At 69.1% G+C, this 20,787-nt stretch carries 17 protein-coding genes and 1 tRNA gene; 3 read left to right on the top strand and 15 right to left on the bottom strand.

What is annotated here, in order from left to right; translation table 11 throughout:
* Window positions 1–149 precede the first annotated feature (149 nt).
* Complete coding sequence (locus ABYF38_RS05880) at window positions 150–1,211, bottom strand: hypothetical protein (RefSeq protein ID WP_371151465.1); 1,062 nt, start codon at window positions 1,209–1,211, stop codon at window positions 150–152.
* Between the two features lie 513 nt (window positions 1,212–1,724).
* Between ABYF38_RS05880 and ABYF38_RS05875 the strand changes: the two genes are divergently transcribed.
* Both ABYF38_RS05875 and ABYF38_RS05870 read left to right on the top strand, forming a co-directional pair.
* Window positions 1,725–2,345, top strand: a complete 621-nt coding sequence (locus ABYF38_RS05875) for a DUF47 domain-containing protein (protein WP_371151464.1) — start codon at window positions 1,725–1,727, stop codon at window positions 2,343–2,345.
* Window positions 2,346–2,347: 2 nt separating this feature from the next.
* A complete protein-coding gene (locus tag ABYF38_RS05870) occupies window positions 2,348–3,406 on the top strand; it encodes an inorganic phosphate transporter (RefSeq protein ID WP_371153002.1) in 1,059 nt (352 codons plus the stop codon).
* 360 nt (window positions 3,407–3,766) lie between these two features.
* Here ABYF38_RS05870 and pstB read toward each other — a convergent pair whose 3' ends face one another.
* The 9 genes from pstB to ABYF38_RS05825 all read right to left on the bottom strand — a co-directional run bounded on the left by pstB (window position 3,767) and on the right by ABYF38_RS05825 (window position 14,888).
* Window positions 3,767–4,546, bottom strand: coding sequence for a phosphate ABC transporter ATP-binding protein PstB (pstB, locus tag ABYF38_RS05865; RefSeq protein ID WP_371151463.1), 780 nt, complete (start codon window positions 4,544–4,546; stop codon window positions 3,767–3,769).
* Window positions 4,547–4,793: 247 nt separating this feature from the next.
* Window positions 4,794–5,843, bottom strand: coding sequence for a phosphate ABC transporter permease PstA (gene pstA, locus ABYF38_RS05860; RefSeq protein WP_371151462.1), 1,050 nt, complete (start codon window positions 5,841–5,843; stop codon window positions 4,794–4,796).
* Window positions 5,840–6,811, bottom strand: coding sequence for a phosphate ABC transporter permease subunit PstC (gene pstC / locus ABYF38_RS05855; RefSeq protein ID WP_371151461.1), 972 nt, complete (start codon window positions 6,809–6,811; stop codon window positions 5,840–5,842). The genes pstA and pstC overlap by 4 nt, the downstream gene beginning before the upstream one ends.
* 147 nt (window positions 6,812–6,958) lie before the next feature.
* A complete protein-coding gene (pstS, locus tag ABYF38_RS05850) occupies window positions 6,959–8,047 on the bottom strand; it encodes a phosphate ABC transporter substrate-binding protein PstS (RefSeq protein ID WP_371151460.1) in 1,089 nt (362 codons plus the stop codon).
* Window positions 8,048–8,186: 139 nt separating this feature from the next.
* Window positions 8,187–9,167 (bottom strand): NUDIX hydrolase, encoded by a 981-nt coding sequence (locus tag ABYF38_RS05845; protein WP_371151459.1) that lies wholly within the window; start codon window positions 9,165–9,167, stop codon window positions 8,187–8,189.
* An 82-nt stretch (window positions 9,168–9,249) separates the two neighbouring features.
* Window positions 9,250–11,844 (bottom strand): RNA degradosome polyphosphate kinase, encoded by a 2,595-nt coding sequence (locus ABYF38_RS05840; RefSeq protein WP_371151458.1) that lies wholly within the window; start codon window positions 11,842–11,844, stop codon window positions 9,250–9,252.
* 153 nt (window positions 11,845–11,997) lie between these two features.
* On the bottom strand, window positions 11,998–12,546 hold the full coding sequence (locus tag ABYF38_RS05835; RefSeq protein WP_371151457.1) for a hypothetical protein: 549 nt from the start codon (window positions 12,544–12,546) through the stop codon (window positions 11,998–12,000).
* 1,215 nt (window positions 12,547–13,761) lie between these two features.
* Window positions 13,762–13,834: transfer RNA gene (locus ABYF38_RS05830), tRNA-Lys, on the bottom strand.
* 562 nt (window positions 13,835–14,396) lie between these two features.
* Entirely contained in the window at window positions 14,397–14,888 is a 492-nt protein-coding gene (locus ABYF38_RS05825) for a hypothetical protein (RefSeq protein ID WP_371151456.1), read from the bottom strand.
* Between the two features lie 317 nt (window positions 14,889–15,205).
* Here ABYF38_RS05825 and ABYF38_RS05820 point away from each other — a divergent pair, with 317 nt between their 5' ends.
* The gene (locus tag ABYF38_RS05820) at window positions 15,206–15,880 is read left to right on the top strand and encodes a metal-dependent transcriptional regulator (RefSeq protein WP_371151455.1); all 675 of its coding nucleotides are present in this window, start codon (window positions 15,206–15,208) and stop codon (window positions 15,878–15,880) included.
* 222 nt (window positions 15,881–16,102) lie between these two features.
* Here ABYF38_RS05820 and ABYF38_RS05815 read toward each other — a convergent pair whose 3' ends face one another.
* The 5 genes from ABYF38_RS05815 to msrB form a co-directional block, all read right to left on the bottom strand.
* The gene (locus ABYF38_RS05815; protein ID WP_371151454.1) at window positions 16,103–17,050 is read right to left on the bottom strand and encodes a metal ABC transporter permease; all 948 of its coding nucleotides are present in this window, start codon (window positions 17,048–17,050) and stop codon (window positions 16,103–16,105) included.
* Entirely contained in the window at window positions 17,047–18,033 is a 987-nt protein-coding gene (locus ABYF38_RS05810) for a metal ABC transporter permease (protein WP_371151453.1), read from the bottom strand. Before ABYF38_RS05810 ends, ABYF38_RS05815 begins: the two co-directional genes overlap by 4 nt.
* Window positions 18,034–18,885 (bottom strand): metal ABC transporter ATP-binding protein, encoded by an 852-nt coding sequence (locus tag ABYF38_RS05805; protein ID WP_371151452.1) that lies wholly within the window; start codon window positions 18,883–18,885, stop codon window positions 18,034–18,036. It abuts the gene before it with no gap.
* A 130-nt stretch (window positions 18,886–19,015) separates the two neighbouring features.
* The gene (locus ABYF38_RS05800; RefSeq protein ID WP_371151451.1) at window positions 19,016–19,975 is read right to left on the bottom strand and encodes a metal ABC transporter substrate-binding protein; all 960 of its coding nucleotides are present in this window, start codon (window positions 19,973–19,975) and stop codon (window positions 19,016–19,018) included.
* Window positions 19,976–20,313: 338 nt separating this feature from the next.
* Window positions 20,314–20,787 (bottom strand): peptide-methionine (R)-S-oxide reductase MsrB, encoded by a 474-nt coding sequence (gene msrB, locus ABYF38_RS05795; protein ID WP_371151450.1) that lies wholly within the window; start codon window positions 20,785–20,787, stop codon window positions 20,314–20,316.

Here is a 20,787-nt window from a genome sequence, read left to right as displayed (position 1 = left end):
CAAGCCTACTCGCGCCGTCGCGGCCGTGCCGGGGCGGGCAGGCGCCGGCGCAGTGTTTGCCGGCCTCACCGACCCCGGGCCACATCGCCCCCGGGCCAACCCCCGGCCTCACCGACCCCGGCCTCACCGCCCTCGGGCCGCCCCGGCCGCTACCCGACCAGCACCCGCGCCACCGCGTAGACCACCACGCCGGTGAGCATGACGGGCAGGGCGTAGGCGGCCAGCTCGGCGCGGTGCAGGCGCAGCCCGCCCTCGCGGTTAAGCAGGGCGGGCCAGGCCGCCAGGCGAACGAACGCGACGGTCAATCCCACCAGCAGGCCCAGCAGCCCGCCCACGAACAGGTGCTCCCCCGCGCTCAGCGGCAGCAGCCATCGGCTCGCCCCGTAAGCCCCGCCCACGGCGGCCAGGGTGCAGGCGGCCAGGCGAGTGGTCCAGTTGCCGGGGATCGCGGTGACCAGGCCGGCCGCCGCCAGGCTGATCCCGCCCACCCCAACGAAGGGCAGCATGGCCGCCGACGTCGTCAACGCCAGCCAGCCGGTGCCCGCCAGCGCGATGAGCGCACCGGTGACGATCCCCGCCACCGACTCCACCAGGCCCGGCCGGCCACCCTCGCGCGCCATCTGGTGGATGAACGCCGCGATGAGCGCGAAGCCCATCACCACCACGCTCCACGCGTAGTTGCCGGTGAGCTGCAGCAGGATGATGGCCGAAAGCCCGGAGAACGCGATGACCAGTGGGCCGCCGCGCCGGCTGGGGATGCCGATGAGCGAGGGCCAGCCGTAGGCCAGCGATGCCAGCAGCGCGAAGGTCGGGTAGGCCTCCATTCGCTGCGGCAGGCGCGTGGAGATATAGGCGAAGGCCAGCGCGATCGCGGCCGAAACCAGCGCGATGGTCACCCCCGGGCGCGTGCCGAAGTTCGCTTCGAGGCTGGTGGCGTCGCTGGCTAGACGGCTGACGTTTGCCGCCCGTAGTCGCGGCCGCTCCACCGTCACGTGCACGCCCCCCTGACTTTCCTTGGTGTCCGACGACGCCTCCGCCGCCCCTCCGCCTGCCAGCGCCGCCCCGCCGCCTGCCGCAGCGAGGGGGAGGGCGGGGGCAACGTCGTCCACCTGGGGCCCACCAAGGGGGGCGGTGGGCGTACCGGCGGTGCCGCTCTGGCCGCGGGCGGTGGTGCGATCTGCCGGGTCTAGGGAGGCTGATTGGGAGGTCACGCCTGCAATCGTCCCATAGGGGGCAACCCAGCCCAACCATCGGTGCGAGCTGAATCACACAATCCGCGAGCGCGGCTTGGGTGATGGGTTACACTTGGGGTGACGTCGGGCCGCGAAAGCCCCGGGCTCCAACTAGAGCCGCTTCGAGCGGCATACGCGCCGACAGGCGCCTTCCGGCCCGGCGTCCCCATAGCTCCCTCCGCTGGAAATGCGCCCCGAACCGGCGCGGTTCCGGCGGTTTTCTCATTCCGGCCACCCGGAGGGGTCCCGGCGCGGGTGGGCACCCAACGTGGCGAATCTCAATCCCCTCCCCCTCCGGCCAGCAACGTGCCAAAAGTCCCTGGCTTAGAGCCAAATGCGCCGCTCGCCGCTCGCGCTTGCGCCTCCATCGCGGCCGCACGGGACAACCGGGCTCCCTTAGCACGCTCGCCAGGGTGCATACTGAGAGCGCGGACCGACCGTTCCCGGTTTGGCTATCGCTCGTTAACCCGATGCCGCGATAAGGAGACTCCGGTGCGATTGCGCCCAACGCCCACCAACGGCCACCTTTTTGACCTCTACGCCCAGGTGGGAACTCACCTGACTGCTGCGGCAGCTGCGCTGTCGAAACTGATCTCGGCGGACATGCACGAGCGCGAGGCGCTCATGGACGCTCTGCACGAGGCCGAGCACGGCGCGGACGACGCGATTCACGCCGTGTTCGAGCGCATGAATTCCACGTTCGTCACCCCGCTGGACCGCGACGACCTGGCCGACCTGGCCACCACGCTGGACGACTGCGTGGACCTGATCGACGAAGCCGGTGAGTTCTTCTACCTCTACAAGGTTTCCCGCGTCCCCGCCGAGCTGGTGGAGCAGGTCTCCCTGGTGGAGAAGTGCGCGGAGATCACGACGGAGGTGCTGCCCAACCTGCGCACCCCCTCCAACCTGCGCGAGTACTGGATGGAGATCAACCGCCTGGAGAACGCGGGCGACCGCGTCTACCGCAAGTGCGTCGGCAACCTGTTCGAGAACGAGAAGGACCCCATCGAGCTGATCAAGCTCAAGGAGGTCACCTGCGCGCTCGAGGCCGCCATCGACTCCTTCGAGAAGTTCGCGCACGTGGTGGAGACGATCGCACTTAAGGAAGCGTGATGCTGAACCTAGCCCTGGTGCTGGTCGTTACCGTCATCGTTTTGGCGCTTGTCTTCGACTACACCAACGGATTCCACGACGCCGCGAACGCTATCGCCACCTCGGTTTCCACGCGGGCTTTGACGCCCCGCGCGGCACTGTTGATGGCTGCGGTCATGAACGTGATCGGTGCGCTGCTGGGCACGGAGGTCGCCAAGACCATCGGTGACGGCATCATCGACGTCAAACACTTCACAGCCGACGCCGATCCGATGATGCAAGTGCACGGTTTGGCGATCATCCTGGCCGCCCTGGTGGGCGCGATCGTGTGGAACATGATCACCTGGTGGTACGGCCTGCCGTCCTCCTCCTCCCACGCCCTGATCGGTGGCCTGGTCGGTGCTGGTCTGGCTAGCGCCACGCAGGTGCACTGGAATGGCATCTTCTGGAAGGTCGTTGTGCCGATGGTGGCCTCGCCGCTGATCGGTTTCCTGCTGGCCTACTTCGTGATGGTGCTGGTGCTGTGGCTGGTGCGCAACCTGCCCTACCACAAGACCAACAAGCGCTTCCGGGTGCTGCAGACCATCTCTGCGGCCGCCATGGCGCTGGGCCACGGCCTGCAGGACGCGCAGAAGACCATGGGTGTCATCGTGATGGCCCTGATCGCGGGCGGCTACGGCCACCACCACCAGGTGTTCGACGCCTCCGGTGAGATCGTGGTGCCGCTGTGGGTGAAGATCGCTGCTGCGCTGGCGATCTCCGCCGGTACCTACGCGGGTGGCTGGCGCATCATGCGCACGCTGGGCCGCAAGGTGATCGAGCTGGACCCGGCCCGCGGCTTCGTGGCCGAGGGCGTGGCCTCCGGTGTTCTCTACACCGCCGCCTACGTGTTCCACGCCCCGGTCTCCACCACCCACACGATCACCGCCGGCATCATGGGCGTGGGCGCCACGCGCCGCCTGTCCGCCGTGCGTTGGGGTGTGGCCGGAAACATCGCGATGGCCTGGGTGCTGACTATCCCGGCCTCCGCTGCGGTGGCCGCCGGTCTCTACTGGATCCTGGCCAACACGCTCGCGGTCTGACTGGGCCGCTCTCAAATGCCTGGGGTATGCCGGTAGCTGATGTGGTTGGTCCCCGCAGGTTTCACCTGCGGGGACCAACTGCTCTCTGCGGCAAAACCCGGGCTCTTCCGCGCCACCCTTGGGCTCTCGCACCCGCGCTCCGCACCGCCGCGGGCGGCGTGGGACCTGCGCAACCGGTTGTGGGCTTCTGCGACCCTTCGAGGGCTTAGCGCTCCGGTTGTAGGGTTACGCGACCAGTTGAGGGGCTACCCGCCCGGGTAACCCCTCAAGAGGTCCACCAACCCCTCAACTGGTGCACCAACCGCGCAATAGGAGCACTAAGCCCTCAACGGGTTGCGCACGCAGCCCCCGCCGCGCGGATCAGCCGAAGCGACCCGAGATGTAGTCCTCGGTGGCCTTGTTGGAGGGGTTGGAGAACATGACGTCGGTGGGCCCCACCTCCACCAGCTGCCCGGGCTTGCCCGTGGCCTCCAGGTTGAAGAACCCGGTGGTGCCGGAGACGCGCGCGGCCTGCTGCATGTTGTGGGTGACGATCACGATCGTGTAGTTCTCCTTCAGCTCGTGGATCAGGTCCTCGATCGCGAGAGTGGAGATCGGGTCGAGCGCGGAGCAGGGCTCATCCATCAGCAACACCTCGGGCTTGACCGCGATGGCGCGCGCGATACACAGGCGCTGCTGCTGCCCGCCGGACAGCGAGGAGCCGGGCCGGTCCAGGCGGTCCTTGACCTCGTTCCACAGGTTGGCCCCACGCAGGGAGGTTTCCACCAGCTCCTCTGCCTCGGACTTGCGCATGCGGCGATTGTTGAGCTTGGCGCCGGCCAGCACGTTGTCCGCGATGGACATGGTGGGGAAGGGGTTGGGCCGCTGGAAGACCATCCCGATGGTGCGGCGCACCTGCACGGCATCCACTGACGGGTCGTAGAGGTTGATTCCGTCCACGATCACCTCGCCCTCGACGCGCGCGCCGGGGATGACCTCGTGCATCCGGTTCAGGGTGCGCAGGAAGGTGGACTTGCCGCAGCCGGACGGGCCAATCAGGGCGGTGACGTGGCGCGGTTCGATGGAGATGTTGACGTCCTTCACGGCCAGGAAGTTGCCGTAGTAGATGTTCTCGCCTCGAACGTCGATTCGCTTGGACATTGTTACTTCGCCTTTCGGGACGATGCGGGGTGGGGGGAACGTGGGGGTTGGGGCACTGGCCTGCACGCGCGCGCGGCCGCACACCGACCTGACGCTGGGGCCGACGCCCCGCCGGCCGCCCCGAGAAACAGCGCTCCGTGCAGCAGCGCGGCGTGCGAATTGGCCGACGCCCCGCCGGCCGCCCCGAGCAACAGCGCGGTTCGCGGGGCGGCCGGGGCGGCGACGTCGGCCACCGGAAGCGGCCTCATCACCGGGCGCCCTTGGGTGAGAAGGCGCGGGAAATCAGGCGTGCCACGAGGTTTAGCAGCATGACGATGATGATCAGGGTGAGGGCGCCACCCCAGGCGAGGGCGAGGTCGTCGGCCTGGCCCTTGTTGTAGCGGTCGTAGACGAAGACGGGCAGGGTGGCCATGGCACCGTCAAAGGGGTTGAGGTTGTAGGCGGTGGCGAGTTTGACGGTCAGCAGCAGGGGCGCGGTCTCGCCGATCACGCGGGCCACGGCGATCATGACGCCGGTGGTGATGCCGGCAACTGCGGTGCGCAGCACGACCTTGATGATGGTGAGCCACTTGGGGACGCCGAGGGCGTAGGCGGCCTCGCGCAGGTCGTTTGGCACTAGGCGCAGCATTTCCTCCACGGAGCGGATCACCACCGGGGTCATCAGCAGGGAGAGGGCGATGGCGCCGATGGCGGCGGACTGGTAGCGCGGCCCGAACAGCAGCGAGATCAGGGTGAAGGCGAACAGGCCGGCCACGATGGAGGGGATGCCCGTCATGACGTCGGTGAGGAAGGTGACGGTGCGGGCCACCCAGCCGCGCCCGTACTCGACCAGGTAGACGGCGGTGAGGATGCCGAGCGGCACGGAGATGGCGGAGGCCAGCAGGGTGACCCACAGGGTGCCCAGGATGGCGTGGCCGATGCCGGGGGCTTCGCCGCCGCGCACGCCCTTCATGTCCTCGGTGAAGAAGTCCCAGGACAGGGCCTTGATGCCGTCGGCGGCCACGGTCCATACCAGGGAGACCAGGGGGATCATCACGGCGATGAACGCGAAGACCACGAGGGTGGTGACGAGCGTGTTGGTGCCCCACCGGCGGCCCTCGACGATCCAGGAGGCGCCGGTCATGACCACCAGGTAGAGCAGGCCGGTCAGGGCGAGCGCGGCGAGCGGGTTGAGCCCGCCGGCGGCGAGCGCCCCGAACCCGACTGTGGCGGCGCTGGCACCGGCCACCGCCGCCCAGGTCCACTTGGGCAGGCGCCTAGGCTTCATGGTCGATTCGGTCAGCACGGCGGCGCTCATGCGTTTGCTCCAGAGAACTCGGCGCGGCGCGCGATGATCCAGCGGGCCAGCATGTTGACGGCGAAGGTGAGGACGAACAGGACCAGGCCGGAGGCGAACAGGACGGAGCGGGACAAGCCGAATGCCTCGCGGAACTGGGCGGCGATGTTCGCGGCGATGGTCTGGTGCTGCCCGGCCTGGAGGATGTTGAGGTTAATGAAGGCGCCCGGGGAGAGGATCATCAGCACGGCCATGGTTTCACCCAGTGCGCGCCCGAGCCCGAGCATGGAGGCGGAGATCATGCCGGAACGCCCGAAGGGCAGCACGGTCTGGCGGATCATCTCGAAGCGGGTGGCGCCGAGGGCCAGGGAGGCTTCCTCTTGGAGGCGCGGGGTTTGCAGGAAGACTTCTCGCATGGTGGCGGTGATGATGGGCAGGATCATGACCGCCAGCACCAGCCCGCCGGTGAGGATGTTCTTGCCGGGGGCGGAGTAGCCCGCAAACAGGGGGATGAATCCCAGGTTGTCGGTGAGCCACTGGTAGACGGGTTCCATGAGGGGGCGCAGCCACAGGAAGCCCCACAGGCCGTAGATGACGGAGGGGATGGCGGCCAGCAGGTCCACCAGGTAGCCGAGCGCCTGCGCTAGGCGGCGCGGGGCGTAGTGGGAGATGAACAGGGCCACGCCGGTGGAGAGCGGCACGGCGATGAGCAGGGCGAGGGCGGCGGCCAGGAGGGTGCCGAAGACGAGCGGGGCCACGTAGGCCCAGAAGCTCTTGCCGCGCATGAACCCGACCTCTGCCAGGGCCTGCCGGTCTGCGGTCAGCGCGTCCCAGGAGCTCCACAGCAGGAAGCCGGCCACTGCCGCCAGCACGATCATGATGACGATGCCGGCGGAGTATGAGATTCCCGCGAACAGTTGGTTTCCGACGCGCCCTGGGGCCTTCTTGCCCAGTTGGCTGGCGACGTTTGGCGCCTGTTCGGCTGCCATGCGTTCTCCTTGCTGTTTGCTGCGTTGTGGTCTGGTGGTGTCCGACGCTGCCGGGGGGCTGCCCCGCTCAGCGCGGCCTTTGTGCGCCCTTGCCGGTGCGGTTTCGCCGGTTTCCTCGCGGCGGACCGGGCCGGTGCGGGGCCGGGGCTAGTCGGTGACTATCTGGGCGATGGCTGCATCGACCTTGGCGCGCAGGGCGGGCGAGATGGGGGCGGCGCCGGCCACGTTCGGGTCTGCGGCGATCTGTTGGCCTTCCTCGGAGGCGATGAAGGCGAGGTATGCCTTGACGGTGGCGGCCACGTCCGGGTCTTCGTACCGGGAGCAGGCGATGAGGTATGAGACCAGGACGATCGGGTAGGTGCCCGGCACGTCGGTGCGCAGGTCGTAGACCAGGCGCAGGTCGGTGGCGTCGTCGGCCAGTTCGGAGGCGTCGATGGTCGCTGCGGCGGCCTGCGCGGTGAAGGGGGTGAAGTGGCCGTCGGCCCCGACCGCGACGGTGCCGAGTTCGGGGGTGACGCGGGAGGCGTCGGCGTACCCGATGGCTCCGCTCGCGGCGGCCACGGTGGCGACCATGCCGGAGGTGCCGTCGCCGGACTGGCCGCCCTCGATGGGCCAGGTCTCCTCCGCCTTGTGGGGCCACTGGGTGGGCGCCACCTTGGCCAGGTATGCCTGGAAGTTCTTGGTGGTGCCGGACTCGTCGGAGCGGTGCACGGGCACGATCTTCAGCTTCGGCAGGGCGGCACCGGGGTTGAGGGCGGCGATGCGGGCGTCGTCCCAGCTGGTGATGGTGCCGTTGAAGACGTCGGCGATCACGTCCGGGGACATGTTGATGTGATTGTCTGCCGCGAAGCCGGGCACGTTGTAGAACACCGCGATCGGGGAGATGTAGAGGGGCAGCTCGAGCGCCTCCGTGCCCAGGCAGCGCGCCCTGGCCCGGTCCAGTTCGCTGGGCTTGAGGGGGGCGTCGGAGCCGGTGAAGTCCACGGCGCCGGCCATGAACTGTTGGCGGCCGCCGCCGGAGCCGACCGGGTTGTAGGTGATGATGACGTGGTCGTTTGCCACCATGAACGTGTCGAACCAGGCCTCTTGGGCCTTGCCCTGGGAGGAGGCTCCCGCGCCGGAGATGTCTGCGTGCAGGCTGCCGTCGGCGGGGCGGGTGGAGGCTCCGCAGGCGGCCAGGCCCAGCGTCAACGCGCTGAGGGCTGCCGCTGCGGCCAGGCGACGGTTGAGGGTCACGTTAGCTTCCATCCTGTCGGGTAGCGGCCAGGCTCTGTTGTTGCCTGGCCTGCTCCCCAAGCTAGGGCCGCTATCTGACCGGTGCGCTCCTTGCCGGTTAACGGAGGGTTAACGGCTTTAGGCGCTCCTCACATCTGGGCTAGGGCTTGACCTTGCCGGCGCGCAGGTACTCGGCGGCAACCACCACGGCGCCGCGCTTGCGGCGCACCATGTGCAGCACCAGGCATTCGCCGGGGCGCAGGTAGGGGTCTTCCAGGCGCAGGGAGCGGCGCACCCGCCCGGGCGCCTTGTCCAGCACCTCGTCGAGGACGGTGGGCAGCACCGGGCGATGGGTGCACAGGGCGAAGGGCTCGTCGCGGCGCAGGATCTGGGCCCTGACAAGGCGCGCCACGGGGGCGCTACGTTCCTTATGGGCGGCCTCGGTGAGTTCCGCGCGAAAGTCGATGGGGATGCCGGTGGTATTGGCGTAGGGGGCCAGGGTGGCCGCGCACCGCTCCCACGGGGAGGAGATCAGGTTGCGGATCCCGAAGGCGGAGAGCAGGGGCACCAGCGCCCGGGTCTGCTCCCGGCCCGCCTTGGTCAGCGGGCGGTCGTGCTCGGTGCCGGGCTTCCAGGCGTGCCGTTTGACGGCGCGGGCGTGGCGGGCGATCACCAGGGTCCAGGTGTCCAGGCGGTCGTCGGCGTAGAGGTCGGCCACCTCGTCCAGGCGGTCCCGGTCGTGGGGGTAGGTCAGGCGGGCCTTGGCTTCCTTCACGGTGAGCCACTCGACCTTGTCGATCTCGCTCTTGGGGGCGCGCAGCGGCACGGTGCGGCCGTTGAGGGCGGGGTGGTCCTCCCCCACCTCGCGGGCCACCCAGTAGGTGGACTGCTTCCAGCGCCCGTCGCCCAGCTGGTAGCGCACGGGCTCCAGGCGCTGCCCCAGCTGGACCAGCAGGCCGGTCTCCTCGGCCACCTCCCGCACCGCGCACTCGGCTAGTCCCTCGCCGGGTTCCAGCTTGCCCTTGGGCAGGCCCCAGTCGTTCCACTTGGCCCGGTGGACCACCACCACTTCCAGCTTGCCTCGGCGCACGCGCCAGATCACGGCTCCGGCAGCGTGGACGTCGACTGGCTTGGCAGACATGGCGCTCCTTTGGTTAGGGGACGGTCCGGGGAGGCTGTCTTCCGCCCGCCGGGTATGCCCGCCGGCGGGCGGAGTGCCTAGCCTATCGCTTGGCCGACACCCGCTTGCGGGCGTTTTCCATCAGCAGCACCTGGATGTCGTCCAGTGGCTTGCCCTTGGCGTCGCGGCTGTGGCGCTTCCAGGTGCCGTCGGCCTCCAGGTGCCAGGACGCGGTGGTGTCCGCCGCCTCCCGCTTGACCAGGCCGGCCAGGTACTTGACCTGCCCGGGCTCGGTGATGCGCACCAGCGCCTCGACGCGGCGGTCGAGGTTGCGGTGCATCAGGTCGGCCGAGCCGATCCACACCTCGGTCTCGCCGCCGTTGGCGAAGGCGTAGATGCGCGAGTGCTCCAGGTAGCGCCCCAGGATGGAGCGCACCCGGATGTTCTCACTCAGCCCGGGGATTCCGGCGCGGATGGCGCAGATGCCGCGCACCACCACCTCCACGGGCACTCCGGCCTGGGAGGCGCGGTAGAGGGCGTCGATCACCACCTCGTCCACCACGGAGTTGACCTTGATGCGGATCCAGGCGAGCAGGCCGGCCTTCTTGTTGGCGATCTCCCGGTCGATGCGCTCCACCAGGCCGGGGCGCACCGATAGCGGCGCCACCAGGAGCCGGTGGAACTTGGCCCTGGGGGCGTAGCCGGAGAGCTGGTTGAACAGGCGCGTGAGGTCCTGCGCCACGTCCGTGTCGCAGGTGAGCAGGCCCAGGTCCTCGTAGCCGCGCGCGGTCTTGGGGTGGTAGTTGCCGGTGCCCACGTGGCAGTAGCGGCGCAGCACCTCGCCCTCGTGGCGCACCACCAGGGAGAGCTTGCAGTGTGTCTTGAGGCCCACCATGCCGTAGACCACGTGCACCCCGGCCCGCTCGAGCTTGCGGGCCCAGGAGATGTTGGCCTCCTCGTCGAAGCGGGCCTTGATCTCCACGATGGCCACCACCTGCTTGCCGGCGCGGGCCGCCTCGATCAGGGCGTCCACGATCGGCGAGTCACCGGAGGTGCGGTAGAGCGTCTGCTTGATCGCCAGCACCTTGGGGTCGGCGGCCGCGGTGGCGATGAAGTGCTGCACCGAGGTGGCGAAGGAGTCGTAGGGGTGGTGCAGCAGCACGTCGCGCTCCCGGATGGCGGCGAACACGTCCCCCGGCCGGGCGGACTCCACCGGGGCGATCCCCTTCGGGGTGACCGGCACGTAGGGCTGGTATTTCAGCCGCGCGATGTCCAGGTCGTGGATCTGGTTCAGCCCGCGCCGGTCCAGCGGGGCGGGCAGCACAAAGGTGTCCTCGGGGCGGATGCCCAGCCGGGAGACCAGGAAGGAGCGCACGTACGGGCTGATGGTGTCCTCCACCTCCAGGCGCACTGCGGGGCCAAAGCGGCGCCGCATCAACTCCTTCTCCATGGCGGTGAGCAGGTTCTCCGCGTCGTCCTCCTCCACTTCCACGTCCTCGTTGCGGGTGACGCGGAAGGCGTGGTGCTCCACGATCTCCATGCCCGGGAACAGGTGGTCCAGGTGGGCGGCGATCAGCTGCTCCAGCGGCACGAATGCCACCTGCTCCTCCAGCGGGACCGCGCCGGACTCCCTGACCTCCAGGGCCGCGTCCTCGCCGCGCAGCAGGTGGGCGGGGTCAACCTCCACGAAGCGGGGCAGGGACTGCGGCACCTTCACGCGCGCAAAGTGTTCCTTGCCGGAGCGCGGATTGCGCAGGATCACGGCCAGGTTGAGCGAGAGGCCGGAGATGTAGGGGAAGGGGTGGGACGGGTCCACCGCCAGGGGCGTGAGCACCGGGAACACCTGCTTGCGGAAGTAGAGCTGCAGGCGCTCGTGCTCGGTGGCGTCCAGCTGGTCGATGCTGGTCAGCACGATCCCTTCGCGGGCCAGGGCCGGCTTGATGTCGCTGTGGTAGAGCTCGGCGTGCTCGGCCGTGAGGGCCTGGGCCCGCTCCGTGATGGCGTCCAGTTGTTGGCGCGGGGAGACCCCGTGGGTGGGGGTGGCGATGTTCGTGGCGATCCGACGCTTCAGGCCGGCCACCCGCACCATGTAGAACTCGTCCAGGTTGGAGGAGAAGATGGTGAGGAACCAGGCCCGCTCCAGCAGCGGCAGGTCGTGGTCCGCCGCCTGCTCCAGCACGCGCTTGTTGAACGCCAGCCATGAGAGCTCCCGGTTGGCGAAGCGGTCCGGGAAGTGCTTGGGCTTCTTGTCGCTGGTGGGCAGCTCCGGCTCGGCCCGCTTGGCGGCCTTCTTCTCCGCCTTGGCCTCCTTCTTCTCCTCCTTGTCCGACGTTCCGCCCACCTTCCCCTTCTCCCCGGCCGCACCGCTACTGGCCGCAGCGGAGGGGGCGGCAGGCGGGACGTCGGCCACCACGGCCTGCCCGGCGGGGGCCGAACGCGCGGGGGCGGCTGGCACGGGGACCGGACGCGCGGGGGCCGCTGCCACGGTGACGGGACGCGTGGGGGCCGCTGCCACGGTGACGGGCGAGACGACGCCGCGCGGGAAGAGGTCTCGCGGCGTGGGTCGGTGAATCAGGCCGGACTCGGAGCCAAAGTCCTTGTCCTCGTAGTCCACCACTTCCTCACCCGTGAGGAAGTCCTTGGGATCGGCGGGCTCGATCGTGTAGGGCTGAGCGGGCTGGGGATCCTGAGTGTCCATGTGCTTACCGTTCCAGGCAGAAGTAAAGAGAAGGTGAAGAAGGTGGGCGTGTGGTGGGACAGCCAACCGGGATGAGTTGGCTATCCCACCGCGCCAGCCGGCCTATTCCAGGGACTGGCCCATTCCCGGGGCCGGTCTATTCGAGGGGCCGGCCTATTCCAGGGCGCCGCGAGACTGCAGCTGGGAGGCGCGGGCAAGGTCCTGTGCCAGCGCCGGGATGCTCAGCAGCGGCAGCGGCGGCAGGGCGTCCTGGTCCAGGGTGCTGAGCGCCTCGGTGAGGTGGGCGCACGCACGCAGGACGGCCGGGAAGCTGGGGGCGCCGGCGCTGAACAGCGAGGTCAGCTGCACGAAAACGCTGGACGGGTCGATGCCGACGCTGCGAGTGGCCTGGCCGACGCGCTCGGGCGCCGACTGCCACCACTCGTGCAGCAGGTAGAGGCGCCACAGCGTGCCCGGTGTGGTGGAGGCGGGCGACTGCGCCCACAACGCCGCCAGGGCGCTCAACCCGGCGTCCCCGGCGTGGTCCAGCAGCTCGCGGGCGTCGTCGGAGATGTCCGTGGGCAGCGGGCAGGCGTTGATGGTTGCGGCGGCGGAGAGCGCGGCGGCCTCGGCAACCAGGGCCGGGTCTTCCTCGCCGCGGATCGCCTCCGCGTCGGCAGGCTCAAGGATCGCGGGGCGGCGGGGCCGCATGGGCTCGGTCATCGTTGGCCTCCTTCTGGTCGGGCAAGGGGCGGGCGGCCGGGCTGGCCGCGCACTCCTCCCCTCAATTGTGACCCCTCCCACGCGAACTCGCAGCCGGTCAGGGGAAAAGGGCGGTTCGCACGCGCCGCTGCCGCGCCCGGGCCCGGGGGTGGGGCGGGCACGTGGCGGGGCCGGGGCGCGGGCGGCTTGCTCTCCTCCTCCACCCCCAACACCACCTCCCCCACGGACACCTCCACCAGAGCTTCGACCGCAGCCGGGCCCGGTCGACCGCGCGCCCGGGGCTGGGCCGATGTGCGCAAACGGTTGGGCCTTTGTTGTTCTCGTTGAGCCTTTGTTGCACCGGTTGTAGCTTTCTTGCACCTCTTGTGGCGCTACGACGCCGATTACCGCCTCAACAGGTCGCGCAAAGGCTCAGACGCTGCAAGAAAGGCTCGAAAGCTGCAACAAAGGCTCAGCCGCTCGCGCAATGCCCCGGAGTCGGTAGCCGGCCGACCCCGCCTCAACCGCTCGCGCAATGCCCCGCCCCCGTCGGTAGCCGGCTGAAGCCATTCGAGCGGTCTTTCCCCCGCCCGCGCAATGCCCCGGAGTCGGCAGCCAGCCTCGGCCCTTCGAGCGGTCTTCCCCCGCCCGCGCATATGCCCGACCGGCTCCAGCGCTCGCCGTGCGGACCGGTGGCTACTTCGCCGCGCGGCCCAGTACCCACCATGGACGACGTTCCACCGGCCGCCCCGCCCCACCCGCCATTCGTGTGCACGGCCCGATCCGGGGAGCGGACCGGCCGGGGTTGCGCAAACGATTGTGGGGTTAATCGACCTATTGAGCCTTTGGTGCACCTCTGGAGCTTTTGGTGCACCTATTGAGGGGTTACCCGACCGGGTAGGCCTACGACTGGTTCACTAAACCCACGAGAGGTGCACCAACCCTACGAGAGGTGCACTATCCCCTCAATCGTTTGCGCAAGAACCCTTCGGCAGTAGCTCGCAGCCGGGCACTGGGCAAGGCCGGGGCGGACTCGGCCAGGTCGGACTCGGCCGGGCGCTGGGCATGGTCGGGTCGGGCCCGCTCGGGCCGGGTCGGCATCGGCGGCCCCGGCGGCGATTGCCGCGAACCCGGTTGCGCCCGGCCGGGCATGCCACCTGCGCGCGTAGCCGGGGGTGGACGGGGAGACGAGCGAAGTCCCGGGAATCCTTGGCGAATTCCCGGGACTTCTTCCGGTGCCCCCAGTAGGACTCGAACCTACGACCCACGACTTAAAAGGACGCTGCTCTACCGACTGAGCTATAGGGGCTTGTTGGCTGGTGAAACCAAGGGAACAGTGTAGCCGCAAAGCCGCCCTAGGCCTACGGCCCGCGCACAACCCAACCTGGAGTCGGCTCTCAGCCAGGCAGGTCGCCACCACGTTAAGAGACACACCCGCCACCCGACGCCACCCCCGCCGCCGGCGGTCACACCCAGCGCGTAACAAATGCCCGGCAGTCGCGAACTCGGGGACGAGCACCCCAACCGCGTATTTGATCAGTGGCCGCCCGTCGCCGGCGGCGCCTCCACACAGCGGCCCCCCTGACACTGCAAAGGTTGGACCCGCGCTAGGCAGGCACCCGCCCCGGAGCCGGCTCAGCGCACCGCAAAGTCGGTTTAACCCGCACTAGCCAGACTCTCGAAGCCTCACGGGACGTTACCGATGACCAATCCTCAATTGGACCCGCAGTATGCAGACACACGGAACCTCACGGGACGTGACCGCTGCCCAATCCTCAATTGGACCCGCGCCGGGCACGCACCCGGCGCGCACTCGGGAGCATCCCCGTCTCCCACCACCGGGGCGTTGGCCGCCGCCGCCCCAAAGCTGGTTAGAGGTTGCTCGCCACCAGGAAGACGGCCATGGCGCCGGCCGCCACCGCCACGGCCAGCCAGAAGCCCGGCTTGTAGAAGAACTCGCCGCTGCGGGCCCCGGCTTCACCGGCGGCGCGCCGTCGCTCCTGGTCCTGCTCCCGCGCGGAGTTCGCGGCGGCGGGATCCGGCAGTAGTGCGGCTCCGCTCGCGGCCGGGATCCCCCAGGCTCCCTGGGCTAGGAGGTCCCCGGTGTCGCTTCCAGGCTGCCCGCCCTCCCAGTCCTTTCGTTCTTCCGGTAGAGAATCGCGCTCTCCCGGGTCGGTGCCCTGAACAGCGGCACCCTGCACCCCGCCTTGAACAGCCGCGCCCTGCACCCCGCCTTGCAAAGGCACACCCTGCACCCCGCCTTGCCAAGGCGCACCCTGCTCGGCGACCTCGCCCGGCACGGGCAGGACGGGCGGCGGGATTTCCACGACGTGCTCGATGCCTTGGGGCTCTACCTGTTCCATTGCTGCGCCTCCTTCGGGTGGTCGGGGGTCTGCCGCCGCCGGGACGGGCGCCTGCCGGGAACGCACTGCGCTAACCGCGAATGCCCTACCGCAAACCGCGAATGCCCCACCGCAAACTGCAAACGCCGCCGTTAACCGCGAATGCCCCGACTACCCCCAGACGCACCCCGTTACACGCGCGTGGACCGCGCTGCACGCGGGCTCCTCCGGCGGGGCCCTGCCAGACGCGCGGCTGCGCGCGAATCGCGCGAATCCGCCCGCTTCCAGGTCGTGGCTTCGGCGAGAGCAACACTAGCGGCTAGTGCTACGTTGAACCTATGCCGGTTTCGGATCTTTCTAGCAGCTTCCAGAACTACCTGAAGGCCATTTGGTCCCTTCAGGAGTGGAGCGACGATCCCGTGACCACGTCCGCTATCGCGGCGCGCGTGCAAGTGCGCTTGTCGTCGACCTCTGACGCGGTGCGTAAGCTCGCGGCGTTGGGGCTGGTGCGTCACGCCCCCTACGGCGCGATCACGCTTACCCCGCTGGGGCGGCGCTACGCGGTGGAGATGGTGCGCCGGCACCGGCTGCTGGAGTCCTACTTGGTGTGGCAGTTGGGTTACACGTGGGATGAGGTGCACGACGAGGCCGAGGCCCTGGAGCACGCGGTGAGCGACCTGTTCATCGAGCGGATCGACGCCGCGCTGGGTCACCCGGTGCGCGACCCGCACGGCGATCCCATCCCCTCCGCCGACGGCACCCTGCCCTCGCTGGAGGCGGTCTCGCTGAGCGAGGTCGAGTTTGGGACGCCGGTGCGCGTGGAGCGCATTTCGGACGACGACGCCGCCGCCCTGCGCCATTTGAGCACCAACGGGATTGGCGTTGGGACCGTGGTGACGGCCTCCGACGGCCCGCCCTTCTCCGGCACCGCCATCCTGGCGACGGAGGGACGCGAGCCGCTCCCCCTGGGCAAGCCGTTGCTGGAGTCGATCTTCGTCTCTCCGCTCGGATAGGGAGCTGGTATCTGAGCGCGGCCGGGGCCGCAGCTGCGGCTGTGGATGCAGGCTCGCGTGCTCTCGGTGTACCTCGGGGGCGGGCCGCTGACGCGTTTGGCCCGCTGGACCGCGCCACCCAGCCCCCTGCGCACCTCGGGGCGCACCACCTATCGGCTCGAAAACGCCGCCGGGGGCCGGGCGGATGATCCGCCCGGCCCCCGGCCCTACGTTCTGCGAAACCTAGGCGCGCGCCGCGCGCGCCACTGCGGCGGCCCCGGCACCCGCAGCGCCCGCAGCCTGGGCGGTTTCCTCCTGGCCCAGCTGGCCGTGGAGCCGCCTGCGGCGCCACCAGTTGCGCACCTGCACCGACCCGAACGCGATGGCGAAGATGACGCCGTAGAACACGCTCATGCCCGCAGAGGTGGCGACGTTCAGCGAGTACGCCATCTCGAAGCCGGCCCAGGCGCCCAGCCCGGCCACGAGCAGCGTCACCAGGATCATCGACCCCAGGCGCTTGGTGAGCAGGGCGGCCACGGCGGCCGGGATGACCACCAGGGCCAGGATCAGGATCGCGCCGGCCGCGTTGAACGCGGCGGTGACGGTGACGGCCACCAGGAACATGAAGACCGTGCCGAGCATGCCGGTGCGCAGCCCGGCCACGCGGGCGAACTCGCTGTCGAAGGTCGCCACCTTCAGGCGTGGCAGCAGCAGGGCGATCGCGATCGCGTTGATCGCCAGCACGCCCAGCATGACGTAGAGGTACTCGGGGCCGATGCTCTGCCCGTTGACGAACAGGTGCTTGAAGGCCGCCAGGTTCAGGTCTCCCACCAGCACCGCGTGCACGTCTAGGTGAATGTGCGCGAAGTCGGAGGTCACCAGGATCACGCCGCCACTGAACAGGGCCGGGAAGAGCAGGCCCTGCGGGGCGTCGCCAGTGACTAGGCGGGTGCGGGTGAGCCAGTCGCTGCCCAGCACCACGGCCAGGCCGGCCAGGGCCGCGCCGGCCACCAGCAGCGGGGAGTCCAGGTCGTGGGTGAAGTAGAAGCCCACCACGATGCCGGGGAACACGGCGTGCGCAATCGCGTCCACCAGCATGGATTCGCGGCGCAGCACCACGAAGACGCCGGGCAGCGAGGCCGCCAGGGCCGTGACGATGGCCAGCAGGAGTACGCCGGTCGTGTAGCTCATAGCCTTGCCTTCCCCTCAGCTCGCTCCCCTGCGGCCGCCATCGCACCGGCCGGGATGGGCGCGGCGGGGCGGGCGGCAACGTCGTCCCTCCGGCGGCGCAGCTGGTTGCGGGCGATCCAGCGGGCCACCAGGCCACGGCGCGGCGCGGCCAGCAGGGAGAACAGGAAGAACACGGACAGGACCACCACGATCACCGGGCCGGTGGGGACGTTGCCGGCGGAGACGGAGACGTAGGCGCCGATCGCGCTGCCCAGACCGCCCAGGAAGGCGGACAGGACGACCATGGACGGCAGCGAGTTGGTCCACTGCCTTGCGGTAGCGGGCGGCATGACCACAAAGGCCACCATCAGCACCAGGCCCACCGCCTTCACACCAATCACGGTGGCCGCCACGATGGCGGCGAAGAGAGCCAGGTCCAGCCATTTGCCCTTCAGGCCGATCACGCTCGCGTGCGCGGCGTCAAAAGCCCGCAGGGAGAACTCTTTGAACAGCAACAGCATGATCGCCAGCGCAATGCCTCCAACCACCAGAGAGGTGATGAGATCTGCCTGGGTGAGGTGGGAGGCGTTTCCAAACAGGTAGTCCTGGATACCGCCCTTGCCCTTGTACCGGCCGTTGGTGATGATCCGCATCATCACCATGCCGACGCCGAAGAAGACGGTGAGTACTACCACCATGGCGGCGTCGATCGGAAGCTTGGAATGGCTGCGGATGTAGTTGGTCAGCACCGCAGCTAGGGTGCCCGCCACCACGGCGCCCACCGTCAAGGTCACCAGGTTGCGGCCGTCCAGGTCCAGCGCCACGGCGACCAGGAAGGCGCCCAGCGTCCCCGGCAGCGCCGAGTGGCTGACCACGTCAGAGATGAGTGACTGCTTGCGCAGGTAGGCGAAGCAGCCCAGCGCGCCTGCAACCACACCAATAACGGTGGTGCCCAGTAGCACCATCCGGAAGGTGTAGGAGGCAAGGAATTCCGCGATGCTCATTTACTCTCCCACCGCGAAGGAGAGGAAGGACTCGTCGAGCGCGGGGACCTCGTAGGCCGCCTGGATGGCCTCGCGGGTGAAGGCCTGGGCGGTGGTGCCCGAGGCGATCAGGCGGCGGTTGAGCAGCGCCACGTGGTCGCAGTACTGGCCCACAGTGGCCAGGTCGTGGTGAACCAGGATGACGGTCTTGCCTTGCTCGCGCAGGCTGCGCAGCACGTCCAGGATCGCGCCCTGGCTCTTGGCGTCGATGCCGGCGAAGGGCTCGTCCATGCAGTACAGGTCGGGCTCCTGCACCAGGGCGCGCGCCAGGAAGACGCGCTGGCGCTGGCCGCCGCTGAGCTGGCCGATCTGACGGTTTGCGAACTCGCTCATTCCCACCGTCTCCAGGGCCTTGCGGGCGGCGTCCTTCTGCTTGCGGCCGGGCCACTTCAGCAGGCCCAGGCTGGCGTAGGTGCCCATGGTGACCACGTCCAGGACGGTGGCCGGGAAGTCCCAGTCGACGCTGGCGGCCTGCGGCATGTAGGCCACGCGGGAGCGCACGGTGGAAAGCGGCTTGCCGAAGAACTCGACCTCGCCGCGCACCGGGGTGAGCAGGCCCAGGATGCACTTGAGGAGGGTGGACTTGCCGGCGCCGTTGGGGCCAACCACGCCCATGATCACGCCCGTGGGGACGTCCAGGTCGATGTCGGTGAGCACCGGCGCGCTGTGGTAGGCGGCGGTGAGGCCGCGCACCTTGCAGGCGATGGCCTCGCTGGGCGGCGTGGCGGCCGGGGAGCCGGATTGGACGACGTTGGCCGCAGCGGCCGTCGCGTCTACCGCGCGGCCCCCAGTGTTAGCGGACGTGTTGGACACTTCCATCCTCCTTCGGTGGAGGGGTGTTGGCGCTGTTGCGCCGGAGCCGCGCGGCCACCCCCCTCCAACAAGGGTGGCCGCGCGGGGGTTGGAGGGCCCGAGGGCCCCGCTTACCCGTCGCTGAGCGGCCTCACTTTCCGCCCAGCGCCTCCACGATTGCGTCGACGTTGTGCTTGAAGACGCCCAGGTAGGTGTCAACGCCCTCCTCGGCGCCCAGGGAGTCAGCGAACAGCTCCTTGTCGCTGATCTGGACGTCCCAGCCCGCCTTCTTCACGGCCTCCTGCAGGTGCTGGATGGCCTGGGGGTTGGCCAGGTTGTCCTGGAAGATGACCGGGACCTTCTTCTCCGCGACCATCTTGGCCAGCGCGTCGATGTCCGCAGCGGAGAGCTGTGCCTCAGAGGAGACGAAGTCGGTGGCGTGGATCTCCAGGTTGAAGGAGGCGCCCAGGTAGTTGAAGGCGTCGTGGCCGGTGACCAGCACGCGGGTGGCCAGGCCCTCGAAGGCCTTCTCGGCGTCGGCCTTGGCCGTGGCGATCTCGTCCTGGTACTTCTTGGCGTTGGTCTTGTAGGTCTCGGCGTTGGCCGGGTCCACCTCGGCGAGCTTGTCGGCGATGTAGCCGGTGACCAGGATCCAGTTGTCCGGGGAGTTCCAGATGTGCGGGTCGTGCAGCGGGTTGCCCTTGTCGTCGGTCTCGGGCCAGTCCAGCAGGTTCTCCTGCGGCAGCATCTCGCCGACGGCGATCTGCTTGTCGCCCAGGCCCTCCAGCTGGTCCAGCATCTGGGCCTCCATGTGCAGACCGGTCCACACGGTCAGGTCTGCGGCCTGCATGGTCTCCAGGTCCTTGGTGGTGGGCTGGTAGGTGTGCGGGTCGCCACCGGGGCCGACCATCGTGGTGATGTTGGCGTCGGGCGCGATGTTCTTCACCGCGTCGGCCAGGTAGCCGGTGGTGGCAAAGACGTCCAGGCTCTCGGAAGCGGCGCCGCCGTCGGCAGCCGGCTTCTGGTCGCTCTTGGCGCTGCAGCCGGCCAGCAGGAGGGCAGAGCCAGCAGCAACGGCAACGGCGCCGCGCATGAGCCTTGCGTACTTCATAAGTTCCCCTTTCGACATCACCGTAACTTATTGTTCGGCGAGACGTAGTCAGTGAGCGTAGCCTAACCTGGGCTACGGAGTTGAGAATAGTCCTCACAAAGAGGGGTGCCTGGGAACAAAGGCACAGGGAAAACGTGGCATTGCTCAAGAAAATGCGGGAAGGCCACGCGGAGCCGCGCAGCGTCCAGTGTGCACAATCACACGGCGCGCGATCCGAGCTGACGTTCGCGACATAAAGGTGGGGCCGGCCCGCCGAAGCGGGCCGGCCCCACAGCCAGCTCCCAGCCGCATCAACCCGCCCGGAACCCGCCCCCATCGGCGAGTCCCGCCGGCCCTCACTACAGCGGCTTGAACTGAAGCGACACAGAGTTCATGCAGAACCTGTTACCCGTAGGAGTCTGCGGGGCATCCGGGAAGACGTGCCCCAAGTGAGAGTCGCACCGGGCGCAGCGCACCTCCGTGCGCAGCATCCCGTGACTGCGGTCCTCCAACAGCCTCACCGCGCCGCCGTCCAGCGGCGCGTAGAACGACGGCCAACCACAGTGCGAATCGAACTTGGTCAACGAATCGAACAGCTGGGCCCCGCAACCGCCGCAAGAGTAGGTGCCCTCACGGTCCTCGTGCAGCAGCTCGCCCGTGTGCGGCCGCTCAGTGCCGGCCTCCCGCAGCACGTGGTAGGCCAGCGGGCTCAACCGGGCCCGCCACTGCGCCTCCGTGACCGGAAAGTCCTGCCCCTCCCCGGCCTCACCAGAATCGGGCCCCGGGTTGGGGGCGGCAGCCAAGGCGTCGTCGGACACAGAATCAAAAGTCAT

It is taken from the genome of Buchananella sp. 14KM1171 (genome assembly GCF_041380365.1).
Classification (GTDB): domain Bacteria; phylum Actinomycetota; class Actinomycetes; order Actinomycetales; family Actinomycetaceae; genus Buchananella; species Buchananella felis.
Note: the sequence above shows the minus strand (reverse complement) of the source record. Positions and strands in the feature narration are given on the sequence as shown.